The sequence below is a fragment of the Pseudomonas paraglycinae genome, assembly GCF_021601625.1.
Taxonomy (GTDB): Bacteria; Pseudomonadota; Gammaproteobacteria; order Pseudomonadales; family Pseudomonadaceae; genus Aquipseudomonas; species Aquipseudomonas paraglycinae.
The window spans coordinates 176,043-192,733 of record NZ_BQHR01000012.1 but is presented as its reverse complement, the minus strand read 5'-3'; the positions used below and the strand labels follow the sequence as shown (position 1 = coordinate 192,733).

The 16,691-nt window shown below is 60.8% G+C and carries 18 protein-coding genes; 5 read left to right on the top strand and 13 right to left on the bottom strand.

Features of this window, described 5'->3' with window-relative positions; genetic code table 11:
• Positions 1-59: 59 nt before the first annotated feature.
• The 4 genes from ccoP to ccoN are packed head-to-tail and all read right to left on the bottom strand — an operon-like array spanning position 60 to position 3,256.
• Positions 60-1,013: a cytochrome-c oxidase, cbb3-type subunit III gene (gene ccoP / locus L6D82_RS19250; RefSeq protein ID WP_007960353.1), complete on the bottom strand. Its 954-nt coding sequence runs from the start codon at positions 1,011-1,013 to the stop codon at positions 60-62.
• Entirely contained in the window at positions 1,010-1,207 is a 198-nt protein-coding gene (locus L6D82_RS19245) for a cbb3-type cytochrome oxidase subunit 3 (RefSeq protein ID WP_011333290.1), read from the bottom strand. Before L6D82_RS19245 ends, ccoP begins: the two co-directional genes overlap by 4 nt.
• Positions 1,208-1,212: 5 nt before the next feature.
• A complete protein-coding gene (gene ccoO, locus L6D82_RS19240) occupies positions 1,213-1,821 on the bottom strand; it encodes a cytochrome-c oxidase, cbb3-type subunit II (protein ID WP_039770055.1) in 609 nt (202 codons plus the stop codon).
• Positions 1,822-1,831: 10 nt separating this feature from the next.
• Positions 1,832-3,256, bottom strand: a complete 1,425-nt coding sequence (gene ccoN / locus L6D82_RS19235) for a cytochrome-c oxidase, cbb3-type subunit I (RefSeq protein ID WP_085747879.1) — start codon at positions 3,254-3,256, stop codon at positions 1,832-1,834.
• An 86-nt stretch (positions 3,257-3,342) separates the two neighbouring features.
• Here ccoN and L6D82_RS19230 point away from each other — a divergent pair, with 86 nt between their 5' ends.
• From L6D82_RS19230 to L6D82_RS19220, 3 genes are all read left to right on the top strand, one after another.
• Complete coding sequence (locus L6D82_RS19230) at positions 3,343-4,020, top strand: alpha/beta family hydrolase (protein ID WP_236191028.1); 678 nt, start codon at positions 3,343-3,345, stop codon at positions 4,018-4,020.
• An 882-nt stretch (positions 4,021-4,902) separates the two neighbouring features.
• Entirely contained in the window at positions 4,903-5,268 is a 366-nt protein-coding gene (locus L6D82_RS19225; protein ID WP_236191026.1) for a DUF6124 family protein, read from the top strand.
• Between the two features lie 88 nt (positions 5,269-5,356).
• The gene (locus tag L6D82_RS19220; RefSeq protein ID WP_011333296.1) at positions 5,357-5,716 is read left to right on the top strand and encodes a DUF6124 family protein; all 360 of its coding nucleotides are present in this window, start codon (positions 5,357-5,359) and stop codon (positions 5,714-5,716) included.
• 91 nt (positions 5,717-5,807) lie between these two features.
• Here L6D82_RS19220 and L6D82_RS19215 read toward each other — a convergent pair whose 3' ends face one another.
• The 5 genes from L6D82_RS19215 to inhA all read right to left on the bottom strand — a co-directional run bounded on the left by L6D82_RS19215 (position 5,808) and on the right by inhA (position 9,967).
• A complete protein-coding gene (locus tag L6D82_RS19215; RefSeq protein ID WP_236191024.1) occupies positions 5,808-6,227 on the bottom strand; it encodes a type II toxin-antitoxin system YafO family toxin in 420 nt (139 codons plus the stop codon).
• Between the two features lie 6 nt (positions 6,228-6,233).
• A complete protein-coding gene (locus L6D82_RS19210) occupies positions 6,234-6,380 on the bottom strand; it encodes a hypothetical protein (RefSeq protein ID WP_165369536.1) in 147 nt (48 codons plus the stop codon).
• A gap of 209 nt (positions 6,381-6,589) precedes the next feature.
• The gene (locus tag L6D82_RS19205; protein ID WP_064594745.1) at positions 6,590-8,155 is read right to left on the bottom strand and encodes a methyl-accepting chemotaxis protein; all 1,566 of its coding nucleotides are present in this window, start codon (positions 8,153-8,155) and stop codon (positions 6,590-6,592) included.
• Between the two features lie 102 nt (positions 8,156-8,257).
• Positions 8,258-9,049, bottom strand: a complete 792-nt coding sequence (locus L6D82_RS19200; RefSeq protein ID WP_236191022.1) for a CPBP family intramembrane glutamic endopeptidase — start codon at positions 9,047-9,049, stop codon at positions 8,258-8,260.
• Positions 9,050-9,280: 231 nt separating this feature from the next.
• Positions 9,281-9,967 carry an isonitrile hydratase gene (gene inhA, locus L6D82_RS19195; protein ID WP_236191020.1) on the bottom strand — a complete coding sequence of 229 codons (687 nt, stop codon included), beginning with the start codon at positions 9,965-9,967 and terminating at the stop codon, positions 9,281-9,283.
• 90 nt (positions 9,968-10,057) lie between these two features.
• Here inhA and L6D82_RS19190 point away from each other — a divergent pair, with 90 nt between their 5' ends.
• Positions 10,058-11,041: a GlxA family transcriptional regulator gene (locus L6D82_RS19190; protein WP_236191017.1), complete on the top strand. Its 984-nt coding sequence runs from the start codon at positions 10,058-10,060 to the stop codon at positions 11,039-11,041.
• On the opposite strand, the gene L6D82_RS19185 is transcribed toward L6D82_RS19190, so the two are convergent.
• The 4 genes from L6D82_RS19185 to L6D82_RS19170 all read right to left on the bottom strand — a co-directional run bounded on the left by L6D82_RS19185 (position 11,010) and on the right by L6D82_RS19170 (position 15,240).
• The gene (locus L6D82_RS19185; protein WP_236191015.1) at positions 11,010-11,909 is read right to left on the bottom strand and encodes an alpha/beta fold hydrolase; all 900 of its coding nucleotides are present in this window, start codon (positions 11,907-11,909) and stop codon (positions 11,010-11,012) included. The genes L6D82_RS19190 and L6D82_RS19185 overlap by 32 nt on opposite strands.
• Before the next feature lie 11 nt (positions 11,910-11,920).
• Positions 11,921-12,310 (bottom strand): hypothetical protein, encoded by a 390-nt coding sequence (locus tag L6D82_RS19180; RefSeq protein WP_129973108.1) that lies wholly within the window; start codon positions 12,308-12,310, stop codon positions 11,921-11,923.
• Between the two features lie 307 nt (positions 12,311-12,617).
• Positions 12,618-14,447 carry a glycoside hydrolase family 15 protein gene (locus tag L6D82_RS19175; protein WP_129973109.1) on the bottom strand — a complete coding sequence of 610 codons (1,830 nt, stop codon included), beginning with the start codon at positions 14,445-14,447 and terminating at the stop codon, positions 12,618-12,620.
• Positions 14,440-15,240, bottom strand: a complete 801-nt coding sequence (locus L6D82_RS19170; RefSeq protein WP_074687654.1) for a glucose 1-dehydrogenase — start codon at positions 15,238-15,240, stop codon at positions 14,440-14,442. Before L6D82_RS19170 ends, L6D82_RS19175 begins: the two co-directional genes overlap by 8 nt.
• Before the next feature lie 208 nt (positions 15,241-15,448).
• Between L6D82_RS19170 and L6D82_RS19165 the strand changes: the two genes are divergently transcribed.
• The gene (locus L6D82_RS19165) at positions 15,449-16,621 is read left to right on the top strand and encodes an MFS transporter (RefSeq protein WP_085747871.1); all 1,173 of its coding nucleotides are present in this window, start codon (positions 15,449-15,451) and stop codon (positions 16,619-16,621) included.
• Positions 16,622-16,691 lie beyond the last annotated feature (70 nt).

The window sequence follows — 16,691 nt, the reverse complement described above, 5'->3', positions numbered from 1 at the left end:
GTCGCAAAGGGGCTGGAAACTGCCGCACTGGAAACGTGCGGCAGTCTTGTACGCAATGATTACTTTTTATTGTCCTCAGTAATCAGTTTTTCTGTATTCAATCCATTGCTCAGGCTGTACACATAAGCGGCAAGCAATTGCACTTTATCGTTGCCCAGCAGCTCGTTCTGAGCTGGCATGTGGCCTTGACGGCCATGGCGAATGGTCTGCTCGAGTTGGGTCAGGCTGGTGCCGTAGATGAAACCGGCCGGGTGCGTCAGGTTCGGCGCGCCCATGGCTTCGGTGCCCTGGCCGTTTGCCCCGTGACAAGCCACGCACATAGTGCTGAACGCTTGCTGCCCGGCTTGCAGGTCGGCCTTGTTGTCCGCCGCCAGTGGCAGGCCGGCCAGTTCGTGACGCACGTAAGCCGCGACGTTTTTCACCCCGGCCTCGCCCAGCGCTTCACCCCAGGCCGGCATCGCTGCCATCCGGCCACCCATGATGGTGGTCTTGATGGTTTCGGCGCTGCCGCCCCAACGCCAGTCCTTGTCGGCGAGGTTAGGGAAACCGAACGCGCCTTTGGCGTCCGAGCCGTGGCACACCGAGCAGTTGGAGGCGAACAGACGGCCACCCATTTTCAGCGCCTGCGGATCCTTCGCCACTTCTTCCACCGGCATCGCGGCGAATTTGGCGAAGATCGGCCCGAACTTGGCGTCAGCCTTGCTCATTTCCTTTTCCCACTCGTGGACGCCGGTCCAGCCGTCCTCGTAGCCGGGCAGGATGCCTTTCCAGTTGCCCAGGCCCGGATAAAGGATCAGATAGCCCACGGAAAACACCAGCGTGCCGGCGAACAGCATGAACCACCACTGCGGCAGCGGGTTGTCGTACTCCTCGATGCCGTCGAAGCTGTGGCCCATGGTCTGGTCGACGCTGCCTTTGGTTTCGCCCCGACGGGTGCCGACCAGCAGCCAGGTCAGGCCGATCAGGCTGCCGATGGTCAGTACGCAGATCCACGTACTCCAGAAGGTGGTCATGGCCGGGTACTCCTTGTTTCATTAACTTGGGTAGTGTCGGGTTGCGGCTCGTCGGCAAACGGCAGCAGGCGTGCTTCGGCGAATTCCGGCGTGCGCTTGCGGTTGAACACCCACAGGGTCAGGCCGACGAAGGCCACGAACACCACGACCGTGCCGAGGCCGCGAATCAGCCCCGCGCTCATTTCAAAGGCCATCTCGATCACCTCTTGCTCTTGATCGCAGTGCCGAGCACTTGCAGGTAGGAGACGAGGGCGTCCATTTCGGTCTTGCCCTTGAGGCTGGCCACCGCGCCGCTGATGTCGTCGTCGGTGTACGGCACGCCGAGGGTGCGCATGGTCTTGAGCTTGGTTTCGGTGTGGCTGCTGTCGACCGGTTGGGTGACCAGCCATGGGTAGGCCGGCATTTTCGATTCCGGTACAACGTTGCGCGGGTTGTACAAGTGCGCGCGGTGCCAGTCATCCGAGTAACGCGCGCCAACCCGGGCCAGATCCGGACCGGTACGCTTGGAGCCCCAAAGGAACGGGTGATCCCACACGCTTTCACCGGCCACCGAGTAGTGCCCGTAGCGTTCGGTTTCGGCGCGGAACGGACGGATCATCTGCGAGTGGCAACCGACGCAGCCTTCACGGATGTAGATGTCGCGGCCTTCCAGTTGCAGCGCGGTGTAGGGCTTCATGCCTTCCACCGGTTTGTTGGTCACGTCCTGGAAGAACAGCGGGACGATCTGGGTCAGGCCGCCGATGCTCACGGCGAACACCATCAGCAGCATCAGCAGGCCGACGTTCTTTTCAATCGTTTCGTGTTTCATGGCGGACTCCTCAGGCCATCTGCGCGGCAGCAACGACGTCAGCAGGCTGCGAGGCCCGCACGGTGCGCCAGGTGTTGTAAGCCATCAGGAACATGCCGCTGAGGAAGATCGCCCCGCCAATCAGCCGCACGACGAAGCCTGGGTGGCTGGCCACCAGGGTTTCGACGAAGGAGTAGGTCAGCGTGCCGTCCTCGTTCACTGCACGCCACATCAGGCCCTGGGCGATGCCGTTGACCCACATCGAGGCGATGTAGAGCACGGTGCCGATGGTCGCGAGCCAGAAGTGCGCATTGATCAGGCCGATACTGTGCATCTGCTCTTTGCCGAAGATTTTCGGGATCATGTGGTACAGCGCGCCGATGGAAATCATCGCCACCCAGCCGAGCGCGCCGGCGTGTACGTGGCCGATGGTCCAGTCGGTGTAGTGGGAGAGGGCGTTGACAGTCTTGATCGCCATCATCGGACCTTCGAAGGTCGACATGCCGTAGAACGCCAGCGACACCACCAGGAAGCGCAGGATCGGGTCGCTGCGCAACTTATGCCAGGCGCCCGAGAGGGTCATCATGCCATTGATCATGCCGCCCCAGCTCGGGGCCAGCAGTACGAGCGACATCACCATGCCCAGCGACTGCGCCCAGTCCGGCAGCGCGGTGTAGTGCAAGTGGTGCGGACCGGCCCAGATGTACAGGGTGATCAGCGCCCAGAAGTGCACGATCGACAGGCGATACGAATACACCGGACGTTCGGCCTGTTTCGGCACGAAGTAGTACATCATCCCGAGGAAACCGGCGGTGAGGAAAAAGCCTACGGCGTTGTGGCCGTACCACCATTGCACCATCGCGTCGGTTGCACCGGCGTACACCGAGTAGGACTTGGTGAAACTCACCGGCAACTCAAGGTTGTTGACGATGTGCAGGATCGCCACTGTGATGATGAACGCGCCGAAGAACCAGTTGCCCACATAAATGTGCTTGGTCTTGCGCTGCATAATCGTGCCGAAGAACACGATGGCGTAGGCGACCCAGACGATGGTGATCAGGATGTCGATCGGCCATTCCAGCTCGGCATATTCCTTGGAACTGGTGTAACCCAGCGGCAGGCTGATGGCCGCCAGCAGGATCACCAGTTGCCAGCCCCAGAAGCAGAACGCGGCGACTTTCGGCGCAAACAGTTGGGTCTGGCAGGTGCGCTGCACCGAGTAGAACGAACTGGCGAACAAGGCACAGCCGCCGAACGCGAAGATCACCGCGTTGGTGTGCAGCGGGCGCAGGCGTCCGAAGCTGGTCCACGGCAGGTTGAAGTTGAGTTCGGGCCAGACCAATTGAGCCGCGAGAAAAACCCCGAGCCCCATGCCGACGATGCCCCACACCACCGTCATAATGGCGAATTGGCGGACCACCTTGTAGTTGTAGGCGGTACTGATAGAAGTGTTCATGGTTCCCCATCCACGGTTCAGCCGAAGTGAGCGCCGACAGCGCGTCCTTCGCCTGGAGTTATAGGCAGACTAAAAGCGAGGCAAGCATGGACAAACAGCACAAGGCCAGTATTGACGGGGATCAATGGGCGCAGTGCCTGCGGGATCACGGGTGGCTTTGGGATGCGGCTGTTGGTGAGGCTTCGGCGACGCTCATTCTCGCGCATGGGGCGGGGGCGCCGATGGACAGTGAGTGGATGACGAATATGGCTGGGCGCCTTGCTGGGCTTGGTATCAACGTGTTGCGGTTTGAGTTTCCTTATATGGCGCAGCGGCGGGTTGATGGGGTCAAGGGGCCGCCGAATCCTGCGGGGAAATTGCAGGAGTGCTGGCGTGAGGTTTTTGTTGAAGTGCGACGTCATGTCGCTGGGGTTTTGGCGGTTGGCGGGAAGTCGATGGGGGGGCGGATGGCCAGTCTCCTGGCTGATGAGTTGGGGGCTGATGCGTTGGTTTGCTTGGGTTATCCGTTTTATGCGGTTGGGAAACCGGAGAAGCCTCGGGTTGAGCATTTGGCTGGGTTGAAGACTCGGACGTTGATTGTTCAGGGGGAGCGGGATGCGCTTGGCAATCGGGAGGCGGTTGAAGGGTATTCCTTATCGCCGAGTATTGAAGTGTTTTGGCTGGCGGCGGGGGATCATGATTTGAAGCCGCTCAAGGTGTCCGGGTTTACGCATGAGCAGCATTTGGCTTCGGCTGCGGAGAAGGTTGCCGGGTTTCTTCGTTGAGGTTTGGTTGGGGGTGTATATCCGTTGCTGCGGTTATGGCTGCTTAGGGTTCCGCCCTTACGGCGGGTCACTTTTGGCAAACGCCCCAAAAGTAACCAAAAGGTCTAGGCCCCGGCGTTCGGCCCCTCGCTGAGGCTCGGGGTTCCTTCGTTCCGGGATTCGTCCGGGGGGCATCGCCTACGGTTTGCTTCGCTGCACCTCCTCTCGATGTGTTTGGCTTCGCCAAACGGTCGCTGCGCTCCCACCCCCGGACGAATCCCTCCACTCAGCCTGCCGAAGGGGCCCGAAGATCAAAAGCTTTACTCGAGCTAACGCTCATCGTGTTGAGTGGTTAGAAGCGGGATGTTTGCTTTTTAAGGCCAGAGTTCACCTCGGTATTTCACGTCGGCGTACCTCGTCCAAACACCTCGGTCAGTCCCCTCTCCCTCGGGGAGAGGGCTAGGGTGAGGGGAAGGTTTCACTGGCACGCCACCAAAACTCAAAGCTCCCACAGCCCTGCATTTCCAGCGAATAAACACGATCGCGTGCCGACGTTTAAAGTACACGAACCGTTACGCCATAAGGGCTACAACACCTTGCGTCGTTGCCTACGCGTACGCCAGAATCCGCCGGCTTACGCGGCTTGGAGAGGGCTATATCGTTTCCCTGTCACTGAAAAACAGTGATCGGGTTTGGTAGCCCGTTTTCTTGACAGCCGTGTGGTGTCCCTTATGCAGTCTCATTTTTGGGGCTGAGTTTTATATGGTGGCCATGCGTGGGGCTCCTTCGGGGGCGCCGGGGGTTTCTCTGTCTTGACCGGTCTACCAACCCACGTATGGCCGCCACCCTTCGTTTGGTAGCGAAAGTGACGGCTCTTCAATTCTTTCAAGATAGAGAGTCCGTATGTTCAAAATTACGCCAAACCCGCCAGAAACCGATTCAATCCCCTACGACGCCGCACTCGAAGCCGAAAACATAAAATCGGCAACCGAGCGGGCGATCAATCATTACCTCGATCCTGGGGCGCAGAAGACATCCAAGCCATCGCGCAAGCCCGGCAAGATCTATTTGGTCAATCCCACAATGGATGACGAAACGCTGCTGGTCGAAGCGTGCGAAACGCTGTCGTCAGCCAGTGACATGGCCCGGGATATTGGCGAAACCGTCGATCCGTCGCAGCGCAAGGCGATGCAGATTCTGCAGCAGGTCATCATGCTGAGTGAGCTGCTGGTCAATCGTGTGCTGGATAACCATCACGTCTCGCGGTAGTTGCGGCCTCGGTGAGGGGCTTGTCCCCTCACTGCCAGGCAGCCGTCTATAAAAATCCTCAAGCGACTCTTTTCCGGAGTTCCAGCCGATGTCCAAGACCGTCATTCCACCGTTAGAAGATCCGGTGTCCCCGTACGAATTTCCCGATTCAAGAAAACTCCACGACGCGGCCGAACGCGCCCTCGACTATTACCTGACCCCCGCAGCCCAAATCATGGCCACGCCCTACACCCCAAACGACATGTTCATGGTCAACCCGCAAACCGACACCGAGTCCTTGCTGGCCAATGCCTGCGAGTCCCTCGCGTCAGCCACGGTCATGCTCGGTGACTTTGCCGGCCTGCTGGAAGGGCCGAATCGCAAGACCCTGTTGGGCATTGCGCAAGTGGTGATGTTGGGCGAGTTGGCGGTGAATCAGGCGTTGGATAACCTCGTGCCGAAGGAGTAAGTACCAAGGCAATAAAAACCCCGGAAGCTCTCGCTATCCGGGTTTTTTTGCCTTGCTACAGGCGTGTTCCAAGAATTGGCCAGCAAGTTGATCAAAAGTCCTCAAGGTCGGGATAGATGACTTTTCCCACAACCCATGGCTCAACAATCTCGCAATGCACCGTGCGCAGAAATGCCCCCCACTCACTCCGGTCATGGGCATCGGGGCCAGTGATTGTCAGCAAAAGGTATTCATCCCGGAAAGCGTCGTAGGCGTAGATAAGCCAGAAGTCGTTGTCAGGATCGTCAACCAAGGCGGTTCGATAATACTGGCGGTCTATTTTTGCCCACCGCGCCTGGGTCGCTTGAGTGCTGGCCAGGTGGATGTGATGCATTTCGCTGAGATCTAGTCGTTCGTCTCGCCCGAAAATAGCGGGCAGTTCACCGCACACTTTGTAGTTAAAAAAATGAGCGGCGAAGTTTTTCCAGTTGTTGATTTGTTCGAAAAGCGCAGAGATTTTGACTGCTGGCATCTATGGCTACTTTGTTATGGGTAGCTTGCCAGTGATCACATATTTATCGAACGCTTTCTGCCCATCACGCGCGGCTTGCCGGACATCAAGAAAAGTCAGTTCATCGCGAATGACTTTTTTGACTGGCTTGTCGATCTTTCTGGTGGTGGCCATCGGAGCCTCCAAAGGAGATGTATTCATACTGACCAGCTTAAGGGATTGGATTTCTACCGGCAAACGATAGAGCCGACCCCCCAGGTGCACCAGTCAGCGGATTCTGGTGTTCTTGTAGGGCATAGCGCCCCTATGTGTAGTCACACGTTGAGCCACAATAAAAAACCCGGAAGCTCTCGCTATCCGGGTTTTTTGTATTGCCATTCCAATCAGCGGTTAAACCGCTCCACCAACGAGTATTGCGTGTTGGCAGTCTTGGTCAGCTCTTCACTCAGCAACGCCGAGTTATGCGCCTGTTCCGAAGTCTGGTCCGCCAGTTCCGAGATGTTGCTGATGTTGCGGCTGATTTCTTCAGCCACGGCACTTTGCTCTTCGGTCGCGGCGGCGATCTGGGTGGTCATGTCGGTGATGTTGGCCACCGCTTCGCTGATGCCCACCAGTGCCTGGTCTGCTTCCAGTACCCGTGCCACACCTTCTTCCGCCTGGCGATGGCCGGCTTCCATGGTTTGTACGGCGCTGGACGCTGTCTGCTGCAACTTGGCGATCAGGGCGTGGATCTGGCCGGTGGATTCGCTGGTGCGTTGCGCCAGTTGGCGGACTTCGTCGGCGACCACGGCAAAACCACGACCCATCTCGCCGGCGCGGGCTGCTTCAATCGCAGCGTTGAGGGCCAGCAGGTTGGTCTGATCGGCGATGCCTTTGATCACGTCGACCACGCCGCCGATTTCGTCGCTGTCCTTGGCCAGTTGGGTGACGGTCAGGCCGGTTTCACCGACCACGACCGACAGGCGCTGGATGGCTTCGCGGGTTTCGCCGGCGATGTCGCGGCCGCGGCCGGTCAGACGATTGGCTTCCTGAGTGGCGTCGGCGGTGCGCTGGACGTGGCTCGCCACTTCTTGCGTGGTGGCGGCCATCTGGTTGACGGCGGTGGCGACCTGTTCGGTTTCCACGCGCTGACGTTCCAGACCGCTGGAGCTGTTGTGCGCCAGGGCGTCGGACTGTTTGGCCTGATCGGTCAGGTGCTCGGCGGTGTCCTGCAGACGGGTCAGGCAGGTTTTCAGGCGCGCTTCCTGGCTGAGGATCGACATTTCCAGACGCGCCTGGGCGCCACGGCTGTCGGTGTACATCTGCGCGATCAACGGGTCGGAGGTGGTCTGCTCGGCCAGACGCAGCAGGCGCTTGAGCCCGCGTTGTTGCCATTGCAGGCCCAGCAGGCCCAGCGGCACCGACAGACCGGCGGCGAGGGCGAAGCCCCACTGCGAGTTCAGGGTGGCGCCGATCATGAAGCTCAACTGGCTGACCAGAATGAACGGCAGCCAGTCCTGCACAATCGGCAGCCACTTGTCGCTCGAAGGAATCGCCGACTTGCCCTGGTTGATGCGTTGGTAGAGCGCTTCGGCACGGCGGATCTGTTCGGCGGTGGGTTTGACCCGCACCGACTCGTAACCGACCACCTGATTGCCGTCGAACACCGGCGTTACATAGGCATTCACCCAGTAATGATCACCGGTCTTGCAGCGATTCTTGACAATGCCCATCCATGGCAAGCCTTGTTTCAGTGTGCCCCACATGTGCGAAAACACCGCCGCCGGCACGTCAGGGTGACGAACCAGGTTGTGCGGCGCACGGATCAGTTCCTCACGCGAGAACCCGCTGATTTCGACGAAAGCGTCGTTGCAGTAAGTGATCACGCCTTTGGCGTCGGTTGTGGAAATCAACCGTTGCTGAGCCGGGAAAGTCCGTTCGCGTTGTGTAATGGGCTGGTTGTTACGCATGGTTTTTCAATCCGCAAGGCTTTGAAAGGTTGTCGGCGGGGTCGGCCATTTATTGAAATTTTTTTTCATTTATAAGTACGGCGTCGCAAAACGGCCCTTGCTTCAACCCGCGAGCATCGGATAGGTGAACAGGCCGAAGTGCAGCAGGTTCAGGCCAAAATGCGTGGCGATCGCCGCACCGAGCCCGCCAAAACGGTAGGCCAGACCATAGCTGACACCCGCCAGGCTCGCCAGCAATACCCATTGCCAGCCGGCGCCCACATGCACCAGGCCGAACAACAGGGACGCCAGCAGCAGCGCGAGGTTTTCGCCGTAGGGCAGATGTTGGAAACGCCGACTGAGGCCGCCCTGGATATAGCCGCGAAACAGCGCCTCTTCGACCAGCGTCACCAGCAGCAGATTGTTCAGCACCCACAGCCACGCCTGATCCGGCCATTTCGGCGCCCAGGTGATCATGCCCAGCAACACCGCACCGCCCAGCGCCAGAATCACACTCAACGTCAGTGCCAGCGCGGTGGCGTAAACCGTCAGGCGCAACGAACGACGCGCGACGATCCACGGGCAGACTAGCAGCAGCCAGAACCCAATCAGCGGTTTGTCGAGATTCAGGTACATCGAGAACGGCACGGCGTTGTCGGTGAAGCGCTGCGGCTCGATGGCCCGGCCGTTGTAGAAGCCCGGCAGCCAGTGCAGGGCCAGCGCCAGGGCCAACACGATAAACAGGCCATGGCCGAGATAACGCCCGACCGGCACGGTTTGCTGGCGCACGGAGTAACCGGCGAAAACCAGCAGTGCAATGGAGATCAGCGCCAGCCAGCCGAGCTGGCCGAAACTCAGCGCCAATCCGTAACCAAGGCTGAGAAGCCCGAGATAGAGCCATGGCAGAGCTGTCATGGAAAGTCCTTGTGCACGATTTGTGGACAGGCTTTCTACACGGGTGGGGGCGAGGGGACAAGTGAAGGTGTGGCGAGAAACCGGGACAACACGCAAACCTGTGGCTGACACTGAGACCTGTGGGAGCTGGCTTGCCAGCGATGGCGTGTGCACAGTCGACATCTTCATTGACTGACTCACCGCTATCGCTGGCAAGCCAGCTCCCACAAGTTCTTGGGTGTGGCTGAAATGTCAGCGCAGGTTGAGCTTTGCCGCCGCACGCTCGGTGATTTCCGTGCGCAACTTCAGCGAAGGCGCCGCACGTTTGCGCGCCTCATCGACAACAGCACTCGGCGCCGTGTCCGGGCTGCCCGAATCAAACGGCGGCGCCGGCGCATATTCCAGCTGCAACTGCACCAGTTGTGCCGTATCGACTCCCACCAGTTCCTGCGCCAGGGTCAGAGCAAAATCGATCCCCGCCGTAATGCCGCCGCCAGTAAACAGATTGCCGTCACGCACCACCCGATCCTTCACCGCAATCGCGCCCAATGTCGGCAGCAAATCGTGATAAGCCCAGTGCGTGGTCGCCCGTTTACCCTGCAACAGGCCCGCCGCCCCAAGCACCAGCGAACCGGTGCACACCGACGTCACGTATCGCGCCTGCGCCGCTTGCGCCTTGATGAACGCCAGCGTCTGTTCATCTTCCATCAACGGCCCGACCCCGGCGCCGCCGGGTACGCAGATCACATCCAGATCCGGGCAGTCCTCGAACGTGGTGGTCGGTTTCAGCACCAGCCCGGTGCTGGCGGTGACCGGCACCAGATCCTTCCAGACCAGATGCACCTGCACGTCCGGCAACGAGGCCAGCACGTCATAAGGGCCGGTCAGGTCGAGTTGCTGCACCTGGGGAAACAACAGAAAACCGATCTGCAACGCCATGGTTCTTCTCCGTGAAAAGGGGGGTAGACGGCTTCACTGTAGGCGCGTAGGTTTTGGCGCATACGCCAATCAGCCCACGAATTACGCCAAATGTCGAAAACCATCCATGTCCTCGCGTTCGCCAATGTGCAATTGCTCGATGTCACCGGGCCGTTGCAGGTCTTCGCCTCGGCCAACGACATCGCCCGCCAGCAGGGTTTGCCTGCGCCGTATGCGCCAAAGGTCATCGCCAGCGGTGACGGGGCGGTGAGCTCTTCCGCCGGGTTGGCGATGTTGGCCGAACCGCTGCCGAAACAGCCCAGCGATACGCTGATCATTGCCGGCGGCTGGGGCGTTTACGCCGCTGCCGAAGATGCCGAGTTGGTGAGTTGGGTACGTGAGCATGCAAATGGCTGTCGACGCGTGGCTTCGGTCTGTACCGGTGCATTTCTGTTGGCGGCCAGCGGTTGGCTCGACGGTCGCCGGGTCGTCACCCACTGGACCCGTTGCGAACAATTGGCGCAGCAGCACCCGCGCTTGCAGGTCGAACCGAATCCGATCTTCATCAACGACGGCCCGGTCTGGACCTCGGCGGGTGTCACCGCCGGCATCGACCTGGCGCTGGCCATGGTCGAAGACGATCTCGGTCGCGACATGGCCCTGGACGTCGCCCGGCAACTGGTGGTGTTCCTCAAGCGACCGGGCGGGCAGTCGCAATTCAGCGTGACGCTGTCGCTGCAAAAACAGGGCAACCGCTTCGATGATTTACACGCGTGGATCGCTGAACACCTGACCTGCGACCTGGGCATCCCGACCCTCGCCGAACAGGCCGGCATGAGCGAGCGCAGTTTCGTGCGCCACTACCGCGCCGAAACCGGCCAGACCCCGGCCCGCGCCATCGAACTGATCCGCGTCGAAACCGCCCGCCGGTTGTTGAGCGATACCGGACTGCCGATCAAACGGGTCGCGGCCAATTGTGGATTTGGCAGTGAAGAGACGTTAAGACGCAGTTTCCTGCGGGCCATGGGTGTGACGCCGCAGGCTTATCGGGAGCGGTTTTCGGTCAGCGCTGGAGCAGATCCAGTAATGCCTTGAGTGTTTCGCCCGGCGCTTCCTCGGGAATGTTATGCCCGACACCCGCCAGCACCCGCCGCTCGTAAATCCCGGTGAAGTGGTGGGCATCTTCATCGTCTTCCGGCGCCGGGCCAACGCCATCATCCGCACCGCACAGCGAAATCGTCGGCACGCCGATCGCCGGTTGTTTCTCCAGCGCCTGCTCCATCCACTCCAGCGCCGGATCGCCCGGCGCATACATGAAGCGATGGCGATAAGAGTGAATCACCACCTCGACGAAGTCCGGGTTATCGAACGCCGGCGCGCTCAGCGGATAACGCTCGGCGTTCCGCGCCCAGGTCGGTGACCACAACTGCCAGAGCAACTCGCACAGCGCCCGCCGGTTTTGCGTCAGCCCTTCAACGCCACGGGGCGTATGGAAGTAGTACTGATACCAGTAGCGATGCTCGCTCTGCGGATCCAGCGGCTGGATCGAATTCGGAATGTCTTGCAGGTTATAGCCATCGCCCGTCACCAACCCGCGCACGCGCTCGGGAAACAGCGCCGCCACAATGCACGCCGCCCGACCGCCCCAGTCGTAACCGCACAATGTCGCTTGTTCGATCCCCAGTGCATCCATCAGATCCAGCAGATCCTGCGCCAGCGCCGCTTGCTGGCCGGAACGCGGCGTGTCCGGGCTGTTGAAACGGGTCGGGCCGTAACCGCGCAAGTACGGCACGATCACCCGGTAGCCCAGGGCAGCGAGGGGCGGGGCGATTTCGTCGTAGGCGCGGGGGGAGTAGGCGAAGCCGTGGAGGAGGATGACCGGCGTGCCGTTTTCCGGGCCGTGATGCTCATAGCCGATGGTCAGGCTTGGGGTGTGGCTGAATCGGATTTCGGCACGGGTCATGGAAAGTCTCCTTACACCTCGGCTTCCGCCACCTGATTGAAATACTTGCTGCGATCCGGCGTAAACGTCACCACCATTTTCGTCCGCGAGCAGGTCATGACCCGCTCGGCGCCCAGATCAATATCCAGATCTTCCCCACGCAACCCTTGCCACTGGGCCAGGTATTTCAGCGATCCGTATTTTTCATTCTTCTTCAGGCTGCGACTGACCCCGCCTTTCCAGCCCAGTACCGGCAGTTCATCGGCACTGCAGCGTTGGGCGAGGTCGGGGAAACGGGCGGCGCGCTGGCGGCCGATTTCCCAGCATTTGATCAGGCCCTTGTCGGCGGCTTCCCACAGTTCGTCGCGCTTGAGGCCGGTGCGTAGTGGGGTGTCGATCAGGCGGTGGATGCGTTGGCTCATTCTGGTTCCTTGAATCGGGTTTTTATTGGACAGCTCCGCTGTGCCCGTTGCGGTGGATGGTAGGGGGCGATGTAACAGCTGGCAACAAGGTATTTCGGGGTGTAAGTGTGAGTTGTGGGCCAAGCGTTAACGGGGTTGGCAGGTTTCTGTAGGCCGTGCCATCAACAAGTTGTATCGAAAGGAATCGATTGTGTGGGCCAGCCCTTCAACCGCAAGGCTCGGGGGTGTTTGCCGTTCGTAGGTAGTCATCCTACAAACGGCGATCGGAGTTGAGATCTTTCTTACAGGCACTGGCGAAGAAGGATGACTACGGCTGCCAGTAATTCTTCTCCCCACTCAACTTGCGATCCAGAAAACTCGCCGCGCTGATCAGCGCCAGATGCGTCAATGCCTGTGGTGTGTTGCCCAGATGCCGGCCTCGGTTGTCGAACTCTTCCGCGTACAACCCCAGCGGATTGGCGTAGCGCAGCAATTGTTCGAATTCCAGGTGGGCCTTTTCTACTTGCCCGGCGCGGGCCAGACATTCCACGTACCAGAATGAACACGCGGCGAAGGCGCCTTCGGTGCCGGACAATCCGTCGATACCCGCATCGTCATTGCGATAGCGATAAACCATGCCGTCACGCACCAAGTGTTTTTCGATGGCTTCCAGCGTCGCCAGCCATTTCGGATCCTTGGCGCTGACGAACCTCACCAACGGCATCAGCAACATCGAGCCGTCCAGCGCCGTGCCGCCCTGGTACTGCACGAAATGCCCGCGCTCTTCGTTCCAGAAGTTGTCCCAGATGTCGGCATGAATCGCCTGACGGGTCTGGTCCCAGCGGGCGAAGGGCGCCGGCAGCGAGCGTTTCGAGGCCAGGCGGATGGCCCGGTCCAGCGCCACCCAGCACATCAGCCGTGAGTGCAGAAAGTGATGTTGCTCACCGCGCATTTCCCAGATGCCTACGTCCTTGGTCTGCCAGGTCTCACAGACCTGATCGACCACTTCCATCACATGGTTCCAGCCTTCGTGGGAAATCGCGTCGCCGTATTTGTTGACCAGATAAACGGCGTCCATCAGTTCGCCGAAGATATCCAGTTGAATCTGGTCGTAGGCGCCATTGCCGATCCGTACCGGTTTCGCGCCGCCATGGCCGGACAAATGCGTGAGTTCGGTTTCCGGCAGTTCCTGGCGGCCGTCGATCGCATAGAGGATGTTCAGCTTCATCGACGACTGGCCGCTGCAATCGCTGACCCGCCCGCGCAGCCAGCGCATGTAGGCATTGGCTTCGTCGACAAAGCCCAGGCGCATGAAAGCGTAAACGGTGAACGAGGCGTCGCGGATCCAGGTGTAGCGGTAGTCCCAGTTGCGTTCGCCGCCGGGTGTTTCCGGCAGGCCGAAGGTGGCGGCAGCGAGAATTGCGCCGTGCTGGCGTGAGGTCAGCAACTTCAGAGCGAGGGCCGAGCGGTTGACCATTTCCCGCCAGCGACCGCGATAGTTGGACTGGCCGATCCAGTCGCGCCAGAACTTCAGCGTGCGTTCGATGCACAGCTGCGCGGCGCCTTCGGCAAAGCGCGGATCGTCGCTGGCGCCGAGCATGAACGCCGCCGTTTGATCCTGTTTGAGGGTGAATTGCGCAGCCGCCGCATTGTTATCGACGTTCAGGGTTTGATCCGAGGCCAGGCGCAGCGTCGGCTGCCCGCTGGCGCTGAACAGCACATCCTGTTTATCGATGACGGCGCGGGTCTCAGCGCGGGCGTAGTCATGCCGCACCGCGCAGCGCAGATGAAACGTCGCCTGCCCGCTGACCACCCGCACTCGGCGCATCAACAGCGGCAAGGCATCGTCGTTGTCGCCAATCGGCAGCAGGTCGGTGATTTCCACCACGGCGTGATCGCTGAGCCAGCGGGTTTGCAGGACGTTGGTGTCCGGCAGGTAAATCTGCTCGCGTCGGGCATCGGGCAGATCCGGAGCCAACTGGAAAATCCCCGCGTCGGGGGTATCGAGCAGCGAACAGAAGATCGACGGACTGTCGAACTCCGGCCAGCAGAAAAAATCCACGCTGCCCTTGTCATTGACCAGCGCGGCGCTGCGCATGTCGCCAATGATGCCGTGGGCGTCGATGGGGCTTTGTCGTTCGGATTGATGCTCAGCCATTGCCACGGAACTCCGGATAGAGGCTCATGCCGCCGTCGATGAACAGGGTGGTGCCGACGATGTAGTCGGAGGCATCGGAGGCGAGAAATACCACCGCGTTGGCCACGTCCTCGACATCGCCGATGCGCCCGTAAGGGATGAGTTTGAGCAGGGCCTGGGCGGCGTCGCCTTCGGTGGCGTCTTTATTGATGGCCGTGCGGATCGCCCCCGGTGCGATGCCGTTGATGCGGATGCGCTGGTGGCTGACTTCCTGGGCCAGGGTCTGCATCAATTGATCGACGCCACCCTTGGATGCGGCGTAATTGACGTGCCCGGCCCAGGGAATGCGCTGGTGCACCGAGCTCATATGGATGATCTTGCCGGCGGCCCGCGACACGCCTTCGCGCACGCCCTGGCGATTGAAGATCCGCAGCGCGGCGCGGGCGCAAAGGAACTGGCCGGTGAGGTTGACGCCGATCACCGCATTCCAGTCGGCCAGCGACATATCCACAGCCGCCGCGTCTTTTTGCAGGCCGGAATTGGCCACCAGAATGTCTAGTGTTCCGAAGGCGTCGAGGGTTTGCTGGAACAGTCGCTCAACGTCTTCTTCCTTCGAGACATCGGCGCCGATGGCGATGGCCTGTCCACCGTCGGCGACGATCTGCCGGGCCAGTGCTTCGGCGGGTTCGGCCTGACGGTTGTAGTTAATGACCACGGCAGCACCGGCTGCGGCCAGGGCTTTGGCGGCGCCGTGGCCGATGCCGGAACTGGCGCCGGTGACCAGTGCCACTTGGCGGGCGAGGGAAATCTGCATGCAGGGTCGCGCCTTGGGTTGAGAGCTTATTTAGCTGACTGATGGGCGGCGGCGAGAGTTCATCCGCGTAAATGAAATCATCGACAGGTTTATGCGGCAGCGATTGGCCCTGCGTGCGTTGGGGACTTCACATTCCACCAACAATTGCGCGCTTCCCCGGCCGTCAGGCTTTGTGGCAACTTGGCCGCCCCTGATGAGGCTGCATCCGATGGCAAACCCTTACCGCGAACTGTTCAACGCCCCCGGCGCCCGGGCTTTTGTGATTGCCGCGATGATCGCGCGCATGCCGATTTCCATGACCGGCATCGGCGTGATCACCATGCTCTCGCAATTGACCGGCGGCTACGCGCTGGCGGGTGGGGTGGCGGCGACGTTTGCGCTGGCCACGGCGTTTTGCGCGCCGCAGGTGTCGCGGCTGGTGGACCGTTTCGGCCAGGGGCGAGTGCTGCCGGTGGCGGCGCTGATCGGCGGGGGCGCGTTGCTGATGTTGCTGTTGTGCACCCGTTTGCAAGCGCCGACCTGGACGCTGTTTGTCTGCGCAGCACTGGCCGGTTGCATGCCGAGCATGTCGGCGATGGCGCGGGCGCGCTGGACCGAAATCTATCGCGGCCAGCCGCAGTTACAGACCGCTTATGCGCTGGAGTCGGTGCTCGACGAAGTCTGCTTTATCGTCGGCCCGCCGCTGTCGGTAGGCTTGTGCGTCGGTGTGTTTCCCGAGGCCGGACCGCTGGCGGCACTGTTGATGCTGGCCATCGGCGTCACGGCATTCGTCGCCCAGCGCAGCACCGAGCCGCCGGTACATCCGCACGAATCAGAGCATAAAGGCTCGATCATTCGCTCGACCGACGTGCAATGGCTGCTGGCGTTGATGCTCGCCATGGGCGTGATTGTCGGCGTGGTGGATGTGGTCAGCGTCGCGTTCGCCCAGCAGCAGGGCCAGCCGGCGGCGGCGAGCATCGTGTTGTCGGTGTACGCCATCGGTTCCTGTCTGGCGGGTATCGCCTTCGGTGCGATGCGCTCGAAGCTGCCGTTGCCGCGCCTGTTTCTCTACGGCGGTCTGGCGACAGCGGTGACCACGCTGCCGTTGCTGCTGGCGACCAACATCTTCGGGTTGGCCGTCGCGGTGTTCATCGCCGGGCTGTTCTTCTCGCCGACCCTGATCGTGGCGATGGCGTTGATCGAGCGCATCGTGCCGCCGGCCAAACTCACCGAAGGCCTGACCTGGCTGGTGACCGGTCTGAGCATCGGCGTGGCCATCGGCGCTGCCGGTTCCGGCGCGCTGGTGGACGCATTCGGTGCCCGCAGCGGCTTCTGGCTGGCGATTGCCGCCGGGGCGGTGGTGCTGGGCTCGGCGGTGCAGAGTTTCCGTCATTTGAAGTGATCGTCACCCGGACTAATTCCCGTCGTGCCTCATCCGTTCTCTTTTACAGATAACCCATTGAGGTAAACGC

Bases quoted from the DNA above. Each gene is read 5' to 3' on its own strand.
- ccoP (WP_007960353.1), bottom strand. From the start codon at position 1,013: ATGACCACCTTCTGGAGTACGTGGATCTGCGTACTGACCATCGGCAGC.
- L6D82_RS19245 (WP_011333290.1), bottom strand. From the start codon at position 1,207: ATGGCCTTTGAAATGAGCGCGGGGCTGATTCGCGGCCTCGGCACGGTC.
- ccoO (WP_039770055.1), bottom strand. From the start codon at position 1,821: ATGAAACACGAAACGATTGAAAAGAACGTCGGCCTGCTGATGCTGCTG.
- ccoN (WP_085747879.1), bottom strand. From the start codon at position 3,256: ATGAACACTTCTATCAGTACCGCCTACAACTACAAGGTGGTCCGCCAA.
- L6D82_RS19230 (WP_236191028.1), top strand. From the start codon at position 3,343: ATGGACAAACAGCACAAGGCCAGTATTGACGGGGATCAATGGGCGCAG.
- L6D82_RS19225 (WP_236191026.1), top strand. From the start codon at position 4,903: ATGTTCAAAATTACGCCAAACCCGCCAGAAACCGATTCAATCCCCTAC.
- L6D82_RS19220 (WP_011333296.1), top strand. From the start codon at position 5,357: ATGTCCAAGACCGTCATTCCACCGTTAGAAGATCCGGTGTCCCCGTAC.
- L6D82_RS19215 (WP_236191024.1), bottom strand. From the start codon at position 6,227: ATGCCAGCAGTCAAAATCTCTGCGCTTTTCGAACAAATCAACAACTGG.
- L6D82_RS19210 (WP_165369536.1), bottom strand. From the start codon at position 6,380: ATGGCCACCACCAGAAAGATCGACAAGCCAGTCAAAAAAGTCATTCGC.
- L6D82_RS19205 (WP_064594745.1), bottom strand. From the start codon at position 8,155: ATGCGTAACAACCAGCCCATTACACAACGCGAACGGACTTTCCCGGCT.
- L6D82_RS19200 (WP_236191022.1), bottom strand. From the start codon at position 9,049: ATGACAGCTCTGCCATGGCTCTATCTCGGGCTTCTCAGCCTTGGTTAC.
- inhA (WP_236191020.1), bottom strand. From the start codon at position 9,967: ATGGCGTTGCAGATCGGTTTTCTGTTGTTTCCCCAGGTGCAGCAACTC.
- L6D82_RS19190 (WP_236191017.1), top strand. From the start codon at position 10,058: ATGTCGAAAACCATCCATGTCCTCGCGTTCGCCAATGTGCAATTGCTC.
- L6D82_RS19185 (WP_236191015.1), bottom strand. From the start codon at position 11,909: ATGACCCGTGCCGAAATCCGATTCAGCCACACCCCAAGCCTGACCATC.
- L6D82_RS19180 (WP_129973108.1), bottom strand. From the start codon at position 12,310: ATGAGCCAACGCATCCACCGCCTGATCGACACCCCACTACGCACCGGC.
- L6D82_RS19175 (WP_129973109.1), bottom strand. From the start codon at position 14,447: ATGGCTGAGCATCAATCCGAACGACAAAGCCCCATCGACGCCCACGGC.
- L6D82_RS19170 (WP_074687654.1), bottom strand. From the start codon at position 15,240: ATGCAGATTTCCCTCGCCCGCCAAGTGGCACTGGTCACCGGCGCCAGT.
- L6D82_RS19165 (WP_085747871.1), top strand. From the start codon at position 15,449: ATGGCAAACCCTTACCGCGAACTGTTCAACGCCCCCGGCGCCCGGGCT.